We start from the raw sequence: 18,423 nt of genomic DNA on the forward strand, positions 1-18,423 counted from the left end.
CACATTGTGGAATGTGTCTCACTATCGGTACATGACCGCACATGTGTCGAGCGTCTCGTTCGTGCCGAGGTCCGGGCAATCGTGGCGGGCCCCGTGGCAGATGTACGCAGACCTGCGCGACCACGACCCCGTCCATCACGTCGTCCCCGAGGACGCACCCGGGAACGACTACTGGGTGCTGTCCCGGCACGCCGACGTCTACGCAGCGGCCCGGGACGCCGAGACGTTCTCCTCCGCAGCCGGCCTCACCACGACATACGGCGAGCTGGAGAAGATCGGCCTGCAGGACAATCCGCCACTGGTGATGCTCGACCCGCCCGACCACACCGCGTTCCGCCGCCTCGTGTCGAAGGGATTCACCCCACGGCAGGTCACCGCCGTCGATCCGGACGTCCGGGCGTTCGTGGTGGAGCGCATCGAACGACTGCGGGAGACAGGTGAGGGCGATGTGGTGAACGAACTGTTCAAGCCGTTGCCGAGCATGGTCGTCGCCCACTACCTCGGTGTCCCCGAAGAAGACCGAGCGCAGTTCGACGGCTGGACCGAGGCCATCGTCGCGGCGAATGCGCAGGGCGACACGCTGCAGGCGACGAGTGCGGTCACGGATCTGATGGGCTACTTCGCCGGACTGATCGAGCGGCGGCGCACCGACCCCGGAGACGACACGATCTCACACCTCGTCTCGGGCGGAATGGGAGCCGACGGCGACGTCACCGGGCTGCTCTCCATCCTCGGTTTCGCGTTCACGATGGTCACCGGCGGCAACGACACCACCACCGGGATGCTCGGCGGCGCAGTCCAGTTGCTCACCGAGCACCGGGATCAGCGCCGCGATCTGATCGAACATCCGGAGCTCATCGGCGACGCCGTCGAGGAATTGCTGCGTCTCACGGCCCCCGTCCAGGGCCTCGCCCGCACGGTGACCCGCGACGTCGAGATCGACGGCACCGTCGTTCCCGAGGGACGGAAGGTGCTTCTGCTGTACGGCTCCGCGAACCGCGATCCGCGCCGGTTCGGACCGGATTCCGAGGTCCTGGACGTGCGTCGCAGTCCGAAGCAGATCCTCACGTTCAGCCACGGGGCCCACCACTGCCTGGGTGCGGCCGCAGCACGGATGCAGGCGCGGATCGCGCTCGAGGAACTGCTGGCCCGCTGCCCCGACTTCACCGTCGACATCGACGCCGTCGTCTACGCGGACGGCAACTACGTGCGCCGCCCGACTAGCGTCCCGTTCCGGGTGCGTGAAGCATGACTGCCGACTGGATGCGGGACGAACGCCCCCGCCTCGCCGCCGAGCGAATCCTCGACGTCGCGGCCCAGCTGTACGTCGAGAACGGCATCGCCGCCGTCGGTATGGCCGAGGTCGCCCGGGCGGCCGGATGTTCCCGCGCCACGCTGTACCGCTACTTCGACAGCAGGCAGTCGTTGCAGCTGGCGTTCGTCCACCGCGAGGCCCGGCGCATCGGCGCGCTGGTCGCGGAGGAGGTGTCCGGGGTCGGCGACCCCAAGGACGTGATCGTGGACGCGATGCTGGCCGCGATCCGGCTGGTGCGCGCCGACCCGACTCTGGCCGCCTGGTTCCAGCTCGGCGACTCCGGACTCGCCGCGCAGATCGCCCACTCGTCGGACGTCATCGAGTCGCTGGGCACCGCCTTCCTGGGGCAGGCGGGGTTCTCCGGGGAGGAGACGGTAAGGAAGGCACGGTGGCTCGTCCGGATCATCGTCTCCCTGCTCACCGTGCCGGGCGTCGACGACGCCGACGAACGCACGATGCTCGAGCAGTTCGTCGCGCCCACGATCGCCCAGCACGACTCCGGACGCGCCTGACACCTGCCACCGCCCGAACGAACGGGACGCTCGTTCGATCTGACGCAACGAGCGTCCCGTTCGTCCGAGGCGAAATCGGCGACGGTCAGGGAACGAAGAAGTAACCCAGGCCCGGCACGATCGTGCCCGACGAGGCGCCGAGGACGGTCGCCGTCACATGCCCCGATCCCGTCGGCACGTCGACGACCGGTTCCTGTCCAGGCACCCCGAAGGAGCCCGACGGCACGGTGGCCGTCCCCGTCACGCCGGTACTGAGATTGAGCCACCGAATCGTGGTGGCAAACGCGTACGTCGTGCAGTTCGCGTTCGGGGTGAACGCCGGGCACATGCTCGTCGCGGACAACCGCACGACACCCGGCCCCGGGTTCGCACCGGTGGACGCGGCCAGCGACACCGTGGCGAACGGGAACGGGTCTCCGATGACACCGGTGAACGGAACCTGGAACGCCGTCGTCGTCACCGACACCGGATCGGGGACGGCAGAAGCGATGCCGGCGGACGCAGTCGTGAAGGCCACAGCAGCGGCGCACGTGCCGACGAGCGTGCCGAGACGTCTGATCCTCGTTGCCATACTTACCCTTTCCTTGTCGCTGCATATGAGTGCCACCGCGTGCGCGGGCACACAATGCCACTCACATGGGTCAGTTCCGCGCGGCGCACACCAGCGCGAAGCGGTCGTCGGGATCGGTCCAGGTGCGGTCGACGTCGAATCCCGCCTCCGCCAACTCCCGTCGGATGCCGTCGAGGGTGAACTTGGCGGAGATTTCCGTCCGCAGCTGCTCACCCTCGGTGAATTCCACGTCCAGATCCAGCTCGCCCACGCGGACCGACATGGCACGCTCGGCTTCGAGCCGCATCTCGATCCACTCGTTGTCGGCGTCCCACAGCGCGACGTGCCGGAACTCGTCCACCGGGAAATCGGCGTCGAGCTGTGTGTTGAGGACCCGCAGCACGTTACGGTTGAACTCGGCGGTCACCCCGGCCGCGTCGTCGTAGGCGGGCACGAGGACGGCGGGATCGGTGACCAGTCCGACCCCGAGGAGCAGGTGCTCCCCCGGCTCGAGGACGTCGGCGATCCCGGAGAGGAACTCCGCCCGCTCGGCGGGCACCATGTTTCCGAGGGTGCCACCGAGGAACGCGATCGTGCGGCGGCCACCGCGTGGCAGGTGGTGCAGCGACTCGGTGAAGTCGCTGACGACGCCGCGCACGGTCAGATTCGGGAACTCCACACCGATCTGCTCCGCCGCGCTCTCGAGCGCGGACACCGACACGTCCTGCGGTACGTACGTATGGAGGCTTCCGTGCCGCGTGCCGGCGCCCAGCAGCAGCCGTGTCTTCTCCGACGACCCGGATCCGAGTTCGACGAGAATCTCCGGCGCCGCGACCTCGGCGATCTCCCCCGAATACCGTCTGAGCAGTTCCCGTTCGGTACGCGTCGGGAAGTATTCAGGCAACGCGGTGATCCGCTCGAACAGCTCGCTCCCGCGGGCGTCGTAGAAGTATTTGGGAGGCAGCCATTTCGGGTTCGACGTGAGCCCGACGGTGGCGTCCTTGCGCAGAGCGGCCTTCAGCTGCTCGGGCTGCAGGTACACCTCGAGTGTCGGTGTGGTGGTCATCGTGCTCCCATCTCGAGCGGGATGACGATCAGGTGTCCGGGGCGTGCGCTGACGAAGTGCCGGTCCGGAATCGATTGCCATGCGGGGTTGTCGTCGTAGGGTTCGGACATCAGGATGGCCCGCTCGTCGTCGACGAGCGCCGACAGCGAGTGATGCCAGGTGGTGGCCCACAGTTCGCTGCCGTTGCCCAGCAGCAGATTCACTCGCGAGTTCGGGGCCGCGGCGACGACGTCCTGCACGAGCGCACTCATCGCCTTCTCGGGGTCCTGCTCGCCGAGTGCCCGGCGCAGGAGCAGCCACAACGCGGCCGAGTCGGTCGGTGCCTCGAGTTGCAGCAGATCGCTCACGGGTAGCTCCGCGGCGAGCGCGCCGAGCGACTCCGGCCACCCGCGCACCACCCCGTTGTGGCTGAAGGCCCAGGTCTCGTCGGAGAACGGTGCACAGGCCGTGTGCTGCACGGGCATCCCGACCGTCGCCGACCGCGCAGCGGCCATCACCGCGCGGGAGCGGATGTTCGGCAACGTCTCTCGCACGACGGGGTCGGACCACAGCGGCTGAGCACTGCGGTAGCGGGAGAAGCCGTCCGTTCCCCACCACCCCACACCGAATCCGTCGGCGTTGATGGTTCCGCCACCCCTCATGTCGTGTGGCGCGTAGGACTGGCGCAGTAGCGAGTTCTCGCCGCGACTCAGGAGGTCGCCCACCGACTGCTCCGGTCCCAGATAGCCCAGGTGTCGGCACATCTCAGCGGTCGTCTCCCGGAAGGTCCCGGGCACAGCGGAATCCGGAGAAGATCTGCCTGCGGATCGGGTGGTCCCAGTTGCGGAACGTCCCACGGCATGCCACCGGATCGGTGCCGAACGAACCGCCGCGCAGCACGCGGTAGTCGCCGCCGTAGAACACCTCCGAGTACTCGCGGTACGGGAACGCCGAGAAACCGGGATAGGGCTCGAAGGGCGACGACGTCCACTCCCACACGTCGCCGATCAGTTGATGGACGCCGAGCGGGGACGCCCCCGACGGGTATGCCCCGACCACCGCGGGTCCGAGGTGGTGCTGCCCGAGGTTGGCCAGCGAGGCGTCGGGTTCGTCGTCACCCCAGGGGAATCGGCGCGACCGGCCGGTGAACGGGTCCCATCGCGCGGCCTTCTCCCATTCGGCTTCGGTCGGAAGCCTCTTGCCGTCCCAGCGCGCGAACGCCTCGGCCTCGAAGAAGCAGACGTGCACGACCGGTTCCTGGAGATGGATCGGCTCGGTGACCCCGAACCGCCGTCGCCACCACGTTCCGCAGCCGTCGTTCTCCCAGAACTGGGGAGCGTCCAGCCCCGCTTCGAGGCGGTGCGCCCATCCCCGCTCACTCCACAATTCGGGACGTGCGTAACCACCGTCGTCCATGAACTCGAGGTAGCGGCCGTTGGTGACGGGGACGGCGTCGATCACGAACGCCGGGACGTGCACGGGGTGCGCGGACCTCTCGTTGTCGAGTGCCCACGGATCGTCCGACGTCCCCATCGTGAATTCGCCGGAGGGAATGACCACTTCGTCCTCGTCCATCGCCCCGCCGACACGCGGCGCGCTCTCCGCGGCCAGTACTGCTGCACCGGTGCGCAGTTGATGGGTGGCGAGCATCGTTTCGGCGTGCTGCTGCTCGTGCTGCGCGATCATGCCGAACGCGAATCCGTTCTCCTCGAGCGGCCGGCCCCGGAACGTGCTGCGGTCGAGCACGTCCCACGCCTTGTCTCGAACAGTTCGTATGTATTCCCTCGCCTCGTCCGGGTTCAGTAGCGGCAGGGACGGCCGGGAGTTCCTCGAATGTTTGAATGCGTCGTACAATTCGTCGATATCGCGGCGGACCGGTTCCCGGCCCCCGACATCCCGCACGAGCCACAACTCTTCCTGATTGCCGATGTGCGCGAGATCCCACACGAGCGGGCTCATCAACGGCGAATGCTGCGCGACGAGGTCTTCCCCGTCCACGCAGTCCGTCAACCCGGCGGTGCGCTCCCGCGCCCGTGTCAACACCGTCTCGATCTTCTCGCGGGTACCCATCAGCGTTCCCCGCTCGGTGCCTGGCCCCGGCAACATCGCTCGGCAGCGGCATCGAGCAGTCTGACGAACTCGGGGTCGGGCGAGTACGCCGCCGCCAGCGAAAGCAGAGATGTTGCCGCAGCGCGCAGTTCGAGGTCGGCCAGACCGAACTCGGCCGCGTCCCGCCAGCGTTCGGCGGTGGGCAGCGCCGCGTCGAGCGCCTCGGTCATGGCACCCGGACCCGACAGCAGCGCGTCGATCGCCGCGATGGGAACCCGCCACTGGTCACCGGGTTGCGCGTCGAGGTAGCGCACCTCGAGATGACCGGCCGCACGAACGGGCGGAAACAGGGTGGTGAGATGGTAGTCGAGGTCGGCGGGCATCGGGCGTCCGATCACGTCGTCCAGCGCGCCCTCGACCCAGTCGGCGAAAGTTGCACCGTCGGGCGCAGTCCAGTCCGTTCCGTCGTTGCGGATGCACAGCAGCGGCACGTCCAGTACCCACCCCGCATAGTCCGCGATGTGCGGGGTTCCGGTGGTGCGCGGCGAATCGAGTTCGAGCCACGTTCGCATCCGCTGCGATGCCCATTGCCCGTCGGGTACCCCGTAGAGCCGCGGCGAACACGCGAAGGCCGCGATCAATGCAGGACCGATGGCATGGAGCAGGTGCCACCGCTTCTCCACCGCAACCGGATCGGCCCCGGCGTCCACGCTGATCTGCGTTGCGGCGGTGTTGCACATCATCAGTTTCCCGAAGGGCCCGATGCCGGTGAAGTGGGATTCCATCGCGCAGTACCGCGGCGATTGGAGGAGACGCTGCGCGGGCCGGCGGGTGTCCGCGGCCTCGGACGACATGAGGATCGATTGGGACGACAACAGGTCCGCGAGAACCGCCTGATCGGCGGCGAGATAGTCGCACAATTCGCGTGCGGAGTAATAGGGGGCGCTGGACAGTTCGATCTGTCCGCCGGGTTCGACCGTGACGACGCTGCCACCGGGAAGGGGCTGAGCAGGAGAAGAGGGATCGATGGTTCTGGGAGTGTGCGGCCCGAGAGCTTCAGCGAGAGCGGCGAGGTCGGGGCGCACGATTTCCGGCAGTTGCGCGGTCAGCCACTCCAATTCCGCGCCGATCAGCTGCGGCGGCCCAAGTTTGAAGCACACACCACCCAGGTACGCCTCCGCCGCCGGCCGCGACGTGAAACACGTTGCCTCGACGGACTGAACTGCAGTAGCCATTCGACCCTCCCCTTCGGGCGCCGCCTGAACGTCGTTATCGACATTAGAGCGCCTCGGCCGTCGATGCACGCCTCAACGGCATACTTTTCGAGGAACCTGCACAGGTACGTTCGAGTCCATTCACCGCGAAAGGGAGGTATCGGACATGCTCGACCTCGAGCAGGCGCGACGGGACACCCCGGGCTGCCTCGACAAGGTGTTCCTCGACAGCGCGGGCTCCTCGCTTCCGCCGACCCCGGTCCTGGACGCCGTGTTCGCGCACCTGCGCCGGGAAGCCGACGTGGGCGGCTACGTCGCGGCCGCCGAACGGGCCGACGATCTCGCCGCCGTCAAGTCGTCCCTGGGCCGGCTGATCGGGGCGAGCGCCGACGGCATCGCCCTGGTGGACAGTGCCACCACCGCCTGGAACGACTTCTTCCATGCCGTCCCGCTCCGGGCCGGTGACCGAGTGCTGATTTCGGAGGTCGAGTACGCCAGCAACGCCATCGCCGTCCTGCAACGGGCCCGGTCCGTGGGCGCGACGGTCGACGTGATCCCCAGCGACCCGGCGGGCCAGATCGACGTGGCCGCCCTCGAGACGCTTCTCGACGACCGGGTCCGTCTCGTGTCCCTCGTGCACGTGCCCACCAACGGCGGTCTGGTCAACCCTGTCCGCGAGGTGACGGAGCTGACACACTCGCACGGCGCGCTCGTACTGCTCGACGCGTGCCAGTCAGTCGGTCAGATCGCGCTCGAAGTGGGCGAACTGGGCGTCGACGCGCTCTCCGCCACGGGCCGCAAATGGCTTCGTGCACCGCGGGGCACCGGCTTCCTGTACGTCCGGCCGGAACTGGCCGCGACGCTCGAGCCGGCCGCTCTCGACCTGCACAGCGCGGAGTGGACCGCAGCCGATGCGTACCGGCTCGCCACCGACGCCAGCCGGTTCGAATTCTGGGAATGCGACGTCGCCGCGCGCCTCGGACTCGGAGTGGCGGCCGACTATCTCCTCGACCTCGGGGTGGACGAGGTCGAGGCGGTCGTTGCTGCCGGGGCGGAGCACCTCCGGTCGGGGCTCGCGGCGATCCCCGGTGTCACCGTGCGCGACCTCGGCGCCCGCCGCTGCGGAATCGTCTCGTTCACCGTCGACGGGTTCGATCCCGGCGACGTCCGGAAACAGCTGGCCGCCCGCAACGTCACGGTCACGGCCAGCCTGCGTGGATCGACGCTGCTGGACATGAGCGCCCGCGGACTGGATGCCGTGGTGCGGGCGTCGCCGCACTACTTCTGCTCCCCGGACGACCTCGACCGGTTCCTCGCGGAGGTGCGGACACTCGCGAACTAGGGCAGTACGCTGGAACTCACCCGAGTATCAGGACTTCGCGATGACGGACCAGGGATCACCGGCGCTGCCGCGCTTCGCCGCGGAGAAGGTCGTGCAGTTGCAGACGCGCAGACGCGACGGCTTGTGGGTGGACACTCCGGTCAACTTCGCCGTGCAGGGCGATCGGGCATACTTCCGGACCCCGGGACGGGCGTCCAAGAACAAGCGGCTACGCAATTTTCCCGACGTCCGGATCCGCCCGTGCACGTGGTCCGGCAAGCCGACCGGTCCGGCGCAGGCCACGGCGCGACTGCTGTCCGGTGAGGAGGCGCGGGCCGCGGGCGCCCTGATCGACGAGAAGTATCCCGTGGTGCAGCGGATCGGGGTGCATCTCGCGCACCGGCTGGCACGCACGTCGACGCTGCACTACGAGCTGTCCGGCGTGACGGACATGCCCGGATAGCCGGGCGCTCGCCGACCTCCGAGCGCGGCGTCCCACTGACCGGGAGATCCACCGAATCGGGTTTTGGAACAGGTTACAGTTTGAGGGTAACCCACGTCACACTTCGCCTGTGACCGCCCGAGAGGACTTCCACCCATGGTCGACGCCACACCGATCCGCCCCCGGTCCGCAGCAACGGTCACCGAGTGGGACTACGAGGCCGATGTCGTGGTCGCGGGTTACGGCATCGCCGGTGTGTCCGCCTCCATCGAGGCGGCGCGCGCCGGCGCCGACGTCCTGGTCCTCGAACGCACCAGCGGCTGGGGCGGTGCCGCCGCTCTCGCGGGCGGCTTCATCTACCTCGGCGGAGGCACGCCGTTGCAGAAGGCGTGCGGGTTCGACGACTCGCCCGAGAACATGAAGACGTTCATGATGGCGGCCCTCGGCCCGGGTGCCGACGAGGAGAAGATCACCGACTACTGCGAGGGCAGCGTCGAACACTACAACTGGCTCGTCAACTGTGGTGTCCCGTTCAAGGAGAGCTTCTGGGGCGAACCCGGCTGGGAGCCCCCGTTCGACGACGGACTCATGTACTCCGGCGGCGAGAACGCGGCACCCTTCAACGAGATCGCGACTCCCGCACCTCGCGGCCACGTTCCGCAGATGGACGGCAAGCGGACCGGCGAGAAGGGCGGTGGCTACATGCTGATGAAGCCGCTCGTCGAGACCGCCGAAAAGCTCGGGGTCCGAGCCGAATACGACATGCGCGTCCAGACGCTCGTCACGGACGACACCGGTCGCGTCGTCGGGATCGTCGCCAAGCAGTACGGCAAGGAGGTGGCCGTGCGGGCGCGCCGCGGCGTCGTCCTCGCCACCGGCAGCTTCGCCTACAACGACAAGATGATCGAGGCCCACGCGCCGCGGCTCATCGGCCGCCCCGGCGCCGCCATCGAGGAGCACGACGGACGGTCGATCCTCATGGCGCAGGCCCTCGGTGCCGATCTCGCCCACATGGACGCCACCGAGGTCGCGTTCGTCTGCGACCCCCAGTTGATCGTCCGCGGCATCCTGGTCAACGGCCGGGGGCAGCGCTACGTGCCGGAGGACACGTACTCCGGGCGGATCGGCCAGATGACCCTGTTCCACCAGGACAACCAGGCGTTCCTCATCATCGACGAGGCGTCCTACGAGGAGGGCGCGGCCGCCACCACGGCCACGCCGTTCCTGCGCGTCCAACCGAAGTGGGCGGCGGAGACCGTCGAGGAACTCGAATCGGACATGGGCCTGCCCGCCGGCGCACTGCAGTCGACCGTCGAGGTCTACAACACGCACGCCGCCGAAGGATCGGACCCGCTGCTGCACAAGAAGTCCGAGTGGGTGAAGCCGATCGGCACCCCCGTCGCGGCACTCGACCTGCGCGGGTTCACCCTCGGCTTCACGCTCGGCGGCCTGCGGACGACCGTGAACTCCGAGGTACTGCACGTCTCCGGCGAACCGATTCCCGGCCTCTTCGCGGCGGGACGGTGCACGTCCGGTGTGTGCGCCGGCGGCTACGCCAGCGGCACCTCCCTCGGCGACGGCAGCTTCTACGGCCGCCGCGCCGGAATCAGTGCGGCGACGCGCGCCTGACCGGACTACCCGACGAGCCGGACCGTCACGCCGGCCGCGAACCGGTAGGGCTGGGTGCTCAGGACCGCGCCGAGACTCTTGCGCAGACGCGAGACCTCGGCGCGGACCGCCACCACGTGGTCGCGGTCGCCGAACAACGATTCGCTGAGCGAGGCCGCGTCGACGCCCGCCGGTCCCGCGACCGACAGCACCCGCAGGATCTGGGCGTGCCGGGGCGAGAGCGCCCGCGTCCAGTTGACGTCGCCCCGGACCGTCACGTGCGGCGCGTCCCCGAGGTCGAGTTCCAGTTCGATGGCTGCCCCGTCGACGCGCCTGCGCACCAGCCAGCCGTCGCCGAGCGGTTCGGGCACGCACAGCCCGAGCCCCGGGACGAGCAGTGGCCGGTCCAGGCTCGGCGGCGCGACCCGCTCCGGCGCCGCGATGCCACTCGCCTCCGCGACCCACCCGTGCTTGTCGACGACCAGCGCCGGACCGCCCGCCGACGCGAGCAGCGGTGCCGCCCGACCGCGCAATTTGTCCAGTTGCGCCGTGTGCTCGCGCCACAGTGTCGCCTCGGCCAGACGCACGGCGGTGCGGACGAGTGCGACCGTGGTCGGGTGAATCGACATCGCCGACCCACTGATGTCGACGACGCCGAGGATCTCACCGGTGCGCGGATCGTGCACCGGCGACCCTGTGCACGACCAGCCGTGATGCGAGGGCGCATAGTGCTCGGCCGAGAACAGTTGCACCGCAGCATCTTCGATCAGCGCCGTGCCGATCGCATTGGTCCCGACCGCCTGCTCCGCCCAGCGAGCACCCTCCGTGAACCCCAGGGCGTCGGCCGCCTTCCGGACCCCGCGGGATCCTTCCCTCCACAACAGGACACCGTCGGCGTCGGCGATGACCACGATGAAGTTCGCATCGTCCGCGACCTGCGTCAGCGTGCTGCGCAGTTCCGGGAGCACCGTGCGCAGCGCCGTCCGGGTACGCCGCGCCTCGATCTCGGAGAAGTCGGCGGGCTCCACGTCCGCGCAGTGGTCCGGGCTCACACCGCCCGCCTGCAGTCGGGACCACGACCGCGCCACCACGTCCCGGGGCAGCGCGGGCGGCTGCTCCCCGGACAGCACGGCGTCGTGCACCCGGCTGAGCAGCCGCGCATGTCGCGGCAGATCCACACCGGTTGCCACTGCGGTCAGCCGGTCGGCGGTCGGACGTTCAGCGCTCACAACGCCGAGGCTACCCCCGGCGTTGTGAGCCACACCACTGTCCGTCATCGGATCGGCTGCAACCCTTCCTCCTGGGCCTTGATCTGGAAGGCCAGATACTTCGAGTAGTGCCGGGACTGATGCAGGTTGCCGGCCATGAACCAGAAACCCGGATGACCGGACCGGCGCCACACCGTGCGCAGCTCGCCCTCGTCGTCGAGGCCCCACACGTCCTGGCAGCGGTCCGCGACCGCGTCGCCGAGGAACTTGCGGGCGCTCTCACGCATGTTCTTGTATCCGGTCGCGAGAACCACCACGTCCACCGGCATCTCGGTGCCGTCGGCGAACACAACCCCGTCCGGGGTGAAGTGATCGATCTCGGTTCCCTGCTTCACCGTCACCTCGCCGCTCGCGATCAGCTCGGATGCGCCGACGTCGATGTAGTAGCCGCCGCCGCGTCGCAGGTACTTCATGAACAGGCCGCTGCCGTCCTCGCCGAAATCGACCTTGAATCCGGCCTTCCGCAGACCGTCGAGCATCTCCGCGTCCTTCTCTGCAATTGCCTCCGTCGCCCCGGCGTGAATTCCCGCGAGCAACGGGTACGGCAGCGACGCGAAGATCAGGTCGGCGTCCTGCACCGCGGGCCCGCCCTCCTCGTACACGCCGCCGAACAGTCCGGGGATGCCGTGCTTGCTGCTCATCACATACGTGGACGAGCGCTGCAGGATGGTCACGTCCGCACCCTGCTCGTTGAGTTCCTGGGCGATGTCGTGGCCCGAGTTGCAGCAGCCGACGACGAGGGCCTTCTTGCCCTGCATCTCCCGGCCGCCGACGAACCAACTCGAATGCTCGATGGTTCCCTCGAACGTGTCGGCACCAGCGATCCGCGGAATGTTCGGCACCCCACTCATTCCCGTGGCGAGGACGACGTGCCGGGGGTGCAGCGTGCGGGTGGAGCCGTCGTCGCGGGCGACGGTCACGGTCCATTCGCCGGTGGCGTCGTCATAGCTGCCGCCGGTGAACTCGGTCCCCGTCCACACGTTGAGTTCCATTGCGTCGGCGTAGAACTCGAACCAGTTCGCGAGCTTGTCCTTGGGCGTGAACACCGGCCAGTGGTCGGGGAAGTTCAAGTACGGCAGGTGGTCGTACCAGACCGGGTCGTGCAGGACCAGCGAGTGGTAGCGCTTGCGCCAGCTGTCACCGATCCGGTCGTTTCGCTCCACCAGCAGGGTGTCGACTCCGAGCTGTCCCAGACGGGCCGCGAGGGCGAGACCACCCTGGCCGGCGCCGACGATCACGACGGCCGGCTGCTCGGTCTCGAACTCACCCTTGACGGTTCGCCGGTCGAGCCAGTTGATCTTGCCGCGGTGGGCGCCGTGATTCGTGCCCTGAACCCGCCGATGCCCCTTCTTCTCCTCGTGACCCTTGATCTCCTCCATCGCGCTGATCAACGTCCAGGCACGCCACTCGCCGTCGTCGTCGCGCCTCAGCCGAACGAAACCGCGGCTGCGGGCCAGGGTCGTCTCGAACGTGAAGAAGGCCTGTATCCAGTCACCCTCGGGATCGGCCACCGCCTCGGCGGGGTGCGCGGGTGACAGGACGAGGTGGCGCGGCTCGTGCACCGGAACCGAATCCGCGAGGCGCGACTCGATGTCCGCGCGACCGTGCGTGGTGTGCAGATCCCAGGTGAACGACAGCAGGTCGCGCCACCAACCGTCGACCAGGAAGTGCTGGGCGGCCCCGCGCACGTCGCTTCGTTCGAGGGCGGCACCGAATCCGGCCAGCCAGCGCCGGGCGATGTCACCCGGCTGCGGGATGGCGGTGTCGACGGGTGCGTCGAGTGTGGCGGTCATGATGTCCTCCGTCGTCGGGAATCGAGAAGTTCGATATCTCTGTGATACGGGTCACAAGGACGGGGCGACAGCGTTGCATCGGATTGCACCGTCCCCACCTCGGCGCCGCGCAGCCTCCCGAGGACACCCGATTAGCAGGTCAACAGGCCATCCGGTAGAGTTCCATAAGTTGTCTCGGCGAGGGTGAACCAGAAGTTCCCATTGACTGGCTCACCGTGATCGACGCGGCGACGGCTCTGCTCGAGCGTTTCGCTCCTGGCCGTCGCGTGTTCGTCCCTCGTCGACTCGAACCGCCCGCCAGTTACCACCGTGAGTTGTAGGAGCCGTTTCACCATGTCTGACGAAAATCGCCTCGTAGCCGCCGTGCGCACCGAGTTCGGCAAGGGTGCCGCCCGCCGCGCGCGCCGCGACGGCCAGGTCCCCGCAGTCCTGTACGGCCACGGTGAGGACCCCCGCCACCTGAACGTCCCGTCCCGCGACTTCGCCGCCATCCTGCGCGCGCACGGCACCAACGCCATCCTGACCCTCGACATCGAGGGCAAGGAGCAGGTCGCGCTCACCAAGTCGGTCGTGGTTCACCCGATCCGCAACTACATCGAGCACGCCGACCTCCTCGTCATCAAGAAGGGCGAGAAGGTCACCGTCGACGTTCCCGTCGTCGTCACCGGTGAGGCCGCTGCCGGCACCCTGGTCGCGCAGGACGCCGCCACCATCTCCCTCGAAGCGGACGCGCTGCACATCCCCGAGCAGATCGAGATCTCGGTCGAGGGCCTCGAGGTCGGCACCCAGATCCTGGCCAACCAGCTCGAGCTGCCCAAGGGTTCCACCCTGCAGGCCGACGAGGAACTGCTCATCGTCAACGTCGTCGCAGCCCCGACCGCTGCCGACCTCGAAGAGGAGACCGGCGAAGCCGCGGCCGAGCCCGCCGAGGCTCCGGCCGAAGAGGGCGCCGAGAGCTGATCCTCTCGCAACCGCACTGATGTCGGCGGCGCGTCGTCCCGGATTGTCCGGGGTGACGCGCCGCTGTCGTCTGACACGACCCCCTCACGCATGGAAGGACCCTGTCGGTGAGTGAAGACACCGCCCTGGTGGTGGGTCTGGGCAACCCCGGACCGCAATATGAGAAGACCCGGCACAACGTCGGCTTCATGGTGGCCGGCGTGCTGTCCGCTCGCATGGGTGGCAAGTTCAGCGCGCACAAGAAGAGCGGCGCCGAGATCGTTCAGGGGCGACTCGAGGGACGTCCGACGATCCTCGCCAAACCGCGGTCGTTCATGAACCTGTCCGGTTCCGCCGTCGCCGGGCTGGCCCGGTTCTTCTCCGTCGATCCGGGCAACATCGTGGTCATCCACGACGAACTCGACCTCGACTTCGGGACCATTCGACTCAAGCAGGGCGGCGGCGAGGGCGGGCACAACGGCCTGCGGTCCATCTCGAGCGCGCTCGGCACCAAGGAGTACCTGCGCACCCGTGTCGGGATCGGTCGTCCCCCCGGACGGATGGATCCGGCGTCGTACGTGCTGAAGCCGTTCTCCTCGGCGGAACGCAAGGAACTCGACCTCGTCTGCGAAGAATCCGCGGATGCCGTCGAGCTGGTCCTGCGCGTCGGGCTCGAGGCTGCGCAGAACCGCCTGCATTAGGCGCTCCGCGCCTAGTGGACCAGATTCACCGACGTGGCGCGGCGGAGTTTGCCCGACGACGTCTTGGGAATGCTGCCGGGCCCGAGGACGGCGACCGTGCGCGGTCGCACGCCGACCTCGGAGAACACGGCGTGCACGACCTCGTGCTCGATGCGCTTGACCACTTCGGGGTCCTGATAGTCGTTGGTCTCCACCGCGACGGCGAAACTTTCCCGCTTCTGCCCCGCGTCGAGGCGGACGGCCACCGCGTTGCCGGGACGTACTCCGGCGACGGTGCCGGCGGCCCGCTCGATGTCCGTCGGGTAGATGTTGCGGCCACCCATGATGATGACGTCCTTGACGCGGCCGCACACGACGACGAGGCCTTCTTCGGTGAAGTAGCCGACGTCGCCGGTGTTCAGCCAGCCGTCCGAGTCCTGCGCGGGCTTGTGTCCGTCGACCGTGATGTATCCGGGGGTGACCGCCTTGCCGCGGACCTCGATGATGCCGACACCGCGGGTCGGGAGCAGCTCACCCTCGCTGTCGACGACGCGTCCCTCCAGGTTCGGCACCATCTTTCCGAGGGTGGCGAGGGCACGCGCGTTCGGCTTGCTCGACGGGACGGCGCGCTGCATCGCCTCGAGGAGATCCGGGTCGACGAGGTCGAGGACCTGGCCCTGATCCGGATCCGGGATGGAGACGGCGAGGGTGGTCTCGGCCATGCCGTAGACGGGGGCGAGTGCGGACGGGTTCAGGCCGAGGCGGGCGCCCGCCTCGGCGAGCTTGGTCATCGTCTCGGGGTCGACGGGCTCGGCGCCGTTCCACATGTACCGGACGGTGCTCAGGTCGACGGCGCCGTCCTCCGCCTGCTTGAGGCGGCGGGCGAGCAGCGAGTAGGCGAAGTTGGGGGCGGCTGTGACGGTGCCCTTGTACTTCCCCATCAGTTCCGCCCACAGCAGCGGCGTGCGGAGGAAGTCCATCGGGGTGATGCTCACGACCTCCGCGCCGACCTGCATCGGCACGCTCAGGAACCCGACCATCCCCATGTCGTGGAACAGGGGCAGCCAGCTGATCATCACGTCGTCCTCGATGGAGAACTTGATGCGGTCGATCATGGCGTACGCGTTGGTGTAGAAGTTCTCGTGCGTGATCTGCACGGCCTTGGGGGAACCGGTGGAACCGGACGTGAGCTGCTGCAGCGCGATGTCGCTCTCGAACGTCTCGACCGGGTCGATCTCCGTGCCCTCGTTCAGCTCGGCCACCGTGACCACGGTGATGCCGCGCTCCTCCAGCAGCGGCTTGGCGGCGTCGAACGGCGCACCGAGGATGACGGCCTTCGCCTGAATCATGTTGATGACGGTCTCGGTGTCCTTGGCCCACACGGCCAGGTCGGTGCGCGGCGTCGGCTGATGCAACATGGTGACGGACGCGCCCCGCATCCAGGTGCCCTGGCAGGAGGGTGCGATGTCGACGGGCTGACCGGCGAGGATGCCGATGGCGTCGCCGTGTCCGATACCCGCCTCGGCGAGTGCGCCCGCCATGCGGCGCGCGGCCTGGTGGATCTCGCCCCACGACTGCCGCAGCGGCGCGTCGGGCTCACCCGTGTTGAGACCACGGGTGCTACTCGCCGCGGTCGCGTACATCTCGTCGGTGAACTTGCTCACAGTCTTCCTCCTGCACATACGGGTGTCCGAACGCAGAAACGGTGAACTCCGGAGCGCCCCGACGACTCACCCATATAAATCCCCCACCGGCCTCCGATCGTTACTCCTCCCTGGATGCGACTGTGCTGCGCGTTCGTGTTCGGCACCCGAGTAACCTGGTATGCGGCCACACGGCCTTCCTGCACGCATCACGTCCCCCCGAGAGGTTCTTCGTTGACTACCCCGTCCGACTCGGCCGACACCATTCCAGCCGAGGCGGCGTCCGTCGCCACGTCCGCCGCACCGGAAGGGAAATCCGAGAAGGGTGTCCGTGCGGAGGCGTCCCGTCGCCGCACGTTCGCCGTGATCTCGCATCCCGACGCCGGTAAGTCGACGCTGACGGAGGCTCTCGCGCTCCACGCGAAGGTCATCTCCGAAGCGGGCGCGGTCCACGGCAAGGCGGGCCGCAAGTCGACGGTGTCCGACTGGATGGAGATGGAGAAGGCCCGCGGCATCTCGGTCAGCTCCACGGCCCTGCAGTTCAACTACCGCTCCACCGAGGCGTCGGCGGACGACCCCGTCGACAACGTGATCAACCTGGTCGACACTCCCGGTCACTCCGACTTCTCGGAGGATACGTACCGCGTTCTGACCGCGGTCGACGCCGCCGTCATGCTGATCGACGCCGCGAAGGGCCTCGAACCGCAGACGCTGAAGCTGTTCCAGGTATGCCGTCACCGCGGAATCCCGGTGATCACCGTCATCAACAAGTGGGACCGGCCCGGCCAGACGCCGCTCGAGCTCCTCGACGAGATCCAGGAACGCATCGGGCTCACCCCGACTCCCCTGTACTGGCCCGTCGGGATCGCCGGCGACTTCCGGGGCCTGCTGCGGCGCGGCGAGGACGGTGCCCCCCGCGAGTACATCCGATTCACGCGGACCGCGGGTGGAGCGAAGATCGCCCCCGAAGAGGTCATGGATGCCGACGCCGCCCTCGCGAAGGAGGGCTCCGAATGGGAGACCGCCGCGGAGGAGAGCGAACTGCTCTCGGCCACCGGTCAGGACCACGACCAGGAGCTGTTCCTCGGCGGCCAGACGTCGCCGGTGATCTTCGCGTCGGCGATGCTCAACTTCGGTGTCCGCCAGATCCTCGACACGCTCGTCGAGCTGGCGCCGCCGCCGCGCGCCCGCGAGGACGTCGGCGGCACCCCTCGCGAGGTCACCGACCCGTTCAGTGCGGTCGTCTTCAAGGTCCAGGCCGGCATGGACACCGCGCACCGCGACCGGCTGGCGTTCATGCGCATCGTGTCGGGCGTGTTCGAGCGCGGCATGGTGGTCACCCACGCCCAGACCGGCAAGCCGTTCACGACGAAGTACGCGCAGACCGTGTTCGGTCGCGAGCGTTCGACCGTGGAATCGGCGTACCCCGGCGACGTGGTCGGACTGGTCAACGCCACCGCACTCGCCCCCGGCCACACCCTGTTCTTCGAGAAGAAGGTGGAGTTCCCGCCGATCCCGTCGTTCGCGCCGGAGCACTTCTCCATCCTGCGGGCCGAGAGCGCGGGCAAGTACAAGCAGTTCCGGCGGGCTGTGGATCAGCTCGATTCCGAGGGTGTCGTGCAGATCCTCCGCAACGACCTGCGTGGCGACGCCTCCCCGGTCATGGCGGCCGTCGGCCCGATGCAGTTCGAGGTGGTCGCGGCGCGGATGAAGGCCGAGTTCAACGTCGAGGCCCGGATGGAACCCCTGGGCTACGCGTTGGCGCGGCGCACCGACGCCGAGTCGGCCGACGAGCTGAACCGTCAGCGCGGCGTCGAGGTATTCACCCGCTCGGACGGGGTGATGCTGGCTCTGGTCAGCGACAAGTGGCGGCTGCAGTACATCCAGAAGGAGCTGCCCGACCTCACACTCGAGCCGCTCGTGGCCGCCGCCGATTAGCGTCTTCTACTACAGCGTCTACACAGATCTCACACTCTCCGCCACTGGCGCAACGGATAGTTGAGATGGATGCGTGTCACGGCTACCTGTATCACCGTGCGGTGGT

The 18,423-nt window shown here is 68.3% G+C and carries 16 protein-coding genes; 8 read left to right on the forward strand and 8 right to left on the reverse strand.

Annotated features, from left to right (window positions below; translation table 11 throughout):
- Positions 1-31: 31 nt before the first annotated feature.
- Both GO592_RS21200 and GO592_RS21205 read left to right on the forward strand, forming a co-directional pair.
- Complete coding sequence (locus GO592_RS21200; protein ID WP_007300105.1) at positions 32-1,252, forward strand: cytochrome P450; 1,221 nt, start codon at positions 32-34, stop codon at positions 1,250-1,252.
- Positions 1,249-1,827: a TetR/AcrR family transcriptional regulator gene (locus GO592_RS21205; RefSeq protein WP_007300104.1), complete on the forward strand. Its 579-nt coding sequence runs from the start codon at positions 1,249-1,251 to the stop codon at positions 1,825-1,827. Before GO592_RS21200 ends, GO592_RS21205 begins: the two co-directional genes overlap by 4 nt.
- A gap of 85 nt (positions 1,828-1,912) precedes the next feature.
- On the opposite strand, the gene GO592_RS21210 is transcribed toward GO592_RS21205, so the two are convergent.
- The 5 genes from GO592_RS21210 to egtA all read right to left on the reverse strand — a co-directional run bounded on the left by GO592_RS21210 (position 1,913) and on the right by egtA (position 6,706).
- Positions 1,913-2,398 carry a hypothetical protein gene (locus tag GO592_RS21210; protein ID WP_005574296.1) on the reverse strand — a complete coding sequence of 162 codons (486 nt, stop codon included), beginning with the start codon at positions 2,396-2,398 and terminating at the stop codon, positions 1,913-1,915.
- A gap of 70 nt (positions 2,399-2,468) precedes the next feature.
- Positions 2,469-3,443 carry an L-histidine N(alpha)-methyltransferase gene (gene egtD, locus GO592_RS21215; protein WP_007300103.1) on the reverse strand — a complete coding sequence of 325 codons (975 nt, stop codon included), beginning with the start codon at positions 3,441-3,443 and terminating at the stop codon, positions 2,469-2,471.
- A complete protein-coding gene (egtC, locus tag GO592_RS21220) occupies positions 3,440-4,186 on the reverse strand; it encodes an ergothioneine biosynthesis protein EgtC (protein WP_039952740.1) in 747 nt (248 codons plus the stop codon). Before egtC ends, egtD begins: the two co-directional genes overlap by 4 nt.
- A gap of 1 nt (position 4,187) precedes the next feature.
- Entirely contained in the window at positions 4,188-5,492 is a 1,305-nt protein-coding gene (egtB, locus tag GO592_RS21225; protein ID WP_005255519.1) for an ergothioneine biosynthesis protein EgtB, read from the reverse strand.
- On the reverse strand, positions 5,492-6,706 hold the full coding sequence (gene egtA, locus GO592_RS21230) for an ergothioneine biosynthesis glutamate--cysteine ligase EgtA (RefSeq protein ID WP_007300101.1): 1,215 nt from the start codon (positions 6,704-6,706) through the stop codon (positions 5,492-5,494). The genes egtB and egtA overlap by 1 nt, the downstream gene beginning before the upstream one ends.
- A 145-nt stretch (positions 6,707-6,851) precedes the next feature.
- Here egtA and GO592_RS21235 point away from each other — a divergent pair, with 145 nt between their 5' ends.
- The 3 genes from GO592_RS21235 (at position 6,852) to GO592_RS21245 (ending at position 10,077) form a co-directional block, all read left to right on the forward strand.
- Complete coding sequence (locus GO592_RS21235) at positions 6,852-8,027, forward strand: aminotransferase class V-fold PLP-dependent enzyme (RefSeq protein ID WP_007300100.1); 1,176 nt, start codon at positions 6,852-6,854, stop codon at positions 8,025-8,027.
- Positions 8,028-8,067: 40 nt separating this feature from the next.
- On the forward strand, positions 8,068-8,469 hold the full coding sequence (locus tag GO592_RS21240) for a PPOX class F420-dependent oxidoreductase (RefSeq protein ID WP_007300099.1): 402 nt from the start codon (positions 8,068-8,070) through the stop codon (positions 8,467-8,469).
- 135 nt (positions 8,470-8,604) lie between these two features.
- Positions 8,605-10,077: an FAD-dependent oxidoreductase gene (locus GO592_RS21245; RefSeq protein WP_007300098.1), complete on the forward strand. Its 1,473-nt coding sequence runs from the start codon at positions 8,605-8,607 to the stop codon at positions 10,075-10,077.
- 5 nt (positions 10,078-10,082) lie between these two features.
- Here the strand turns inward: GO592_RS21245 and GO592_RS21250 are convergent, their stop codons facing one another.
- Together GO592_RS21250 and GO592_RS21255 are read right to left on the reverse strand one after the other, a co-directional pair.
- Positions 10,083-11,333, reverse strand: coding sequence for a GAF domain-containing protein (locus GO592_RS21250; protein WP_007300097.1), 1,251 nt, complete (start codon positions 11,331-11,333; stop codon positions 10,083-10,085).
- Positions 11,330-13,117 (reverse strand): flavin-containing monooxygenase, encoded by a 1,788-nt coding sequence (locus GO592_RS21255; protein ID WP_005569427.1) that lies wholly within the window; start codon positions 13,115-13,117, stop codon positions 11,330-11,332. The genes GO592_RS21250 and GO592_RS21255 overlap by 4 nt, the downstream gene beginning before the upstream one ends.
- 333 nt (positions 13,118-13,450) lie before the next feature.
- On the opposite strand from GO592_RS21255, the gene GO592_RS21260 reads away from it, so the two are divergent.
- Together GO592_RS21260 and pth are read left to right on the forward strand one after the other, a co-directional pair.
- A complete protein-coding gene (locus GO592_RS21260) occupies positions 13,451-14,077 on the forward strand; it encodes a 50S ribosomal protein L25/general stress protein Ctc (protein WP_039952679.1) in 627 nt (208 codons plus the stop codon).
- 107 nt (positions 14,078-14,184) lie between these two features.
- The gene (pth, locus tag GO592_RS21265) at positions 14,185-14,757 is read left to right on the forward strand and encodes an aminoacyl-tRNA hydrolase (RefSeq protein ID WP_005255495.1); all 573 of its coding nucleotides are present in this window, start codon (positions 14,185-14,187) and stop codon (positions 14,755-14,757) included.
- Between the two features lie 11 nt (positions 14,758-14,768).
- Here the strand turns inward: pth and GO592_RS21270 are convergent, their stop codons facing one another.
- A complete protein-coding gene (locus GO592_RS21270) occupies positions 14,769-16,400 on the reverse strand; it encodes a fatty acyl-AMP ligase (protein WP_007300095.1) in 1,632 nt (543 codons plus the stop codon).
- 213 nt (positions 16,401-16,613) lie between these two features.
- Here GO592_RS21270 and GO592_RS21275 point away from each other — a divergent pair, with 213 nt between their 5' ends.
- A complete protein-coding gene (locus GO592_RS21275; RefSeq protein ID WP_007300094.1) occupies positions 16,614-18,317 on the forward strand; it encodes a peptide chain release factor 3 in 1,704 nt (567 codons plus the stop codon).
- Positions 18,318-18,423: the final 106 nt, after the last annotated feature.

The organism is Rhodococcus sp. 21391, from assembly GCF_016772255.1.
Taxonomy (GTDB): Bacteria; Actinomycetota; Actinomycetes; order Mycobacteriales; family Mycobacteriaceae; genus Rhodococcus_F; species Rhodococcus_F opacus.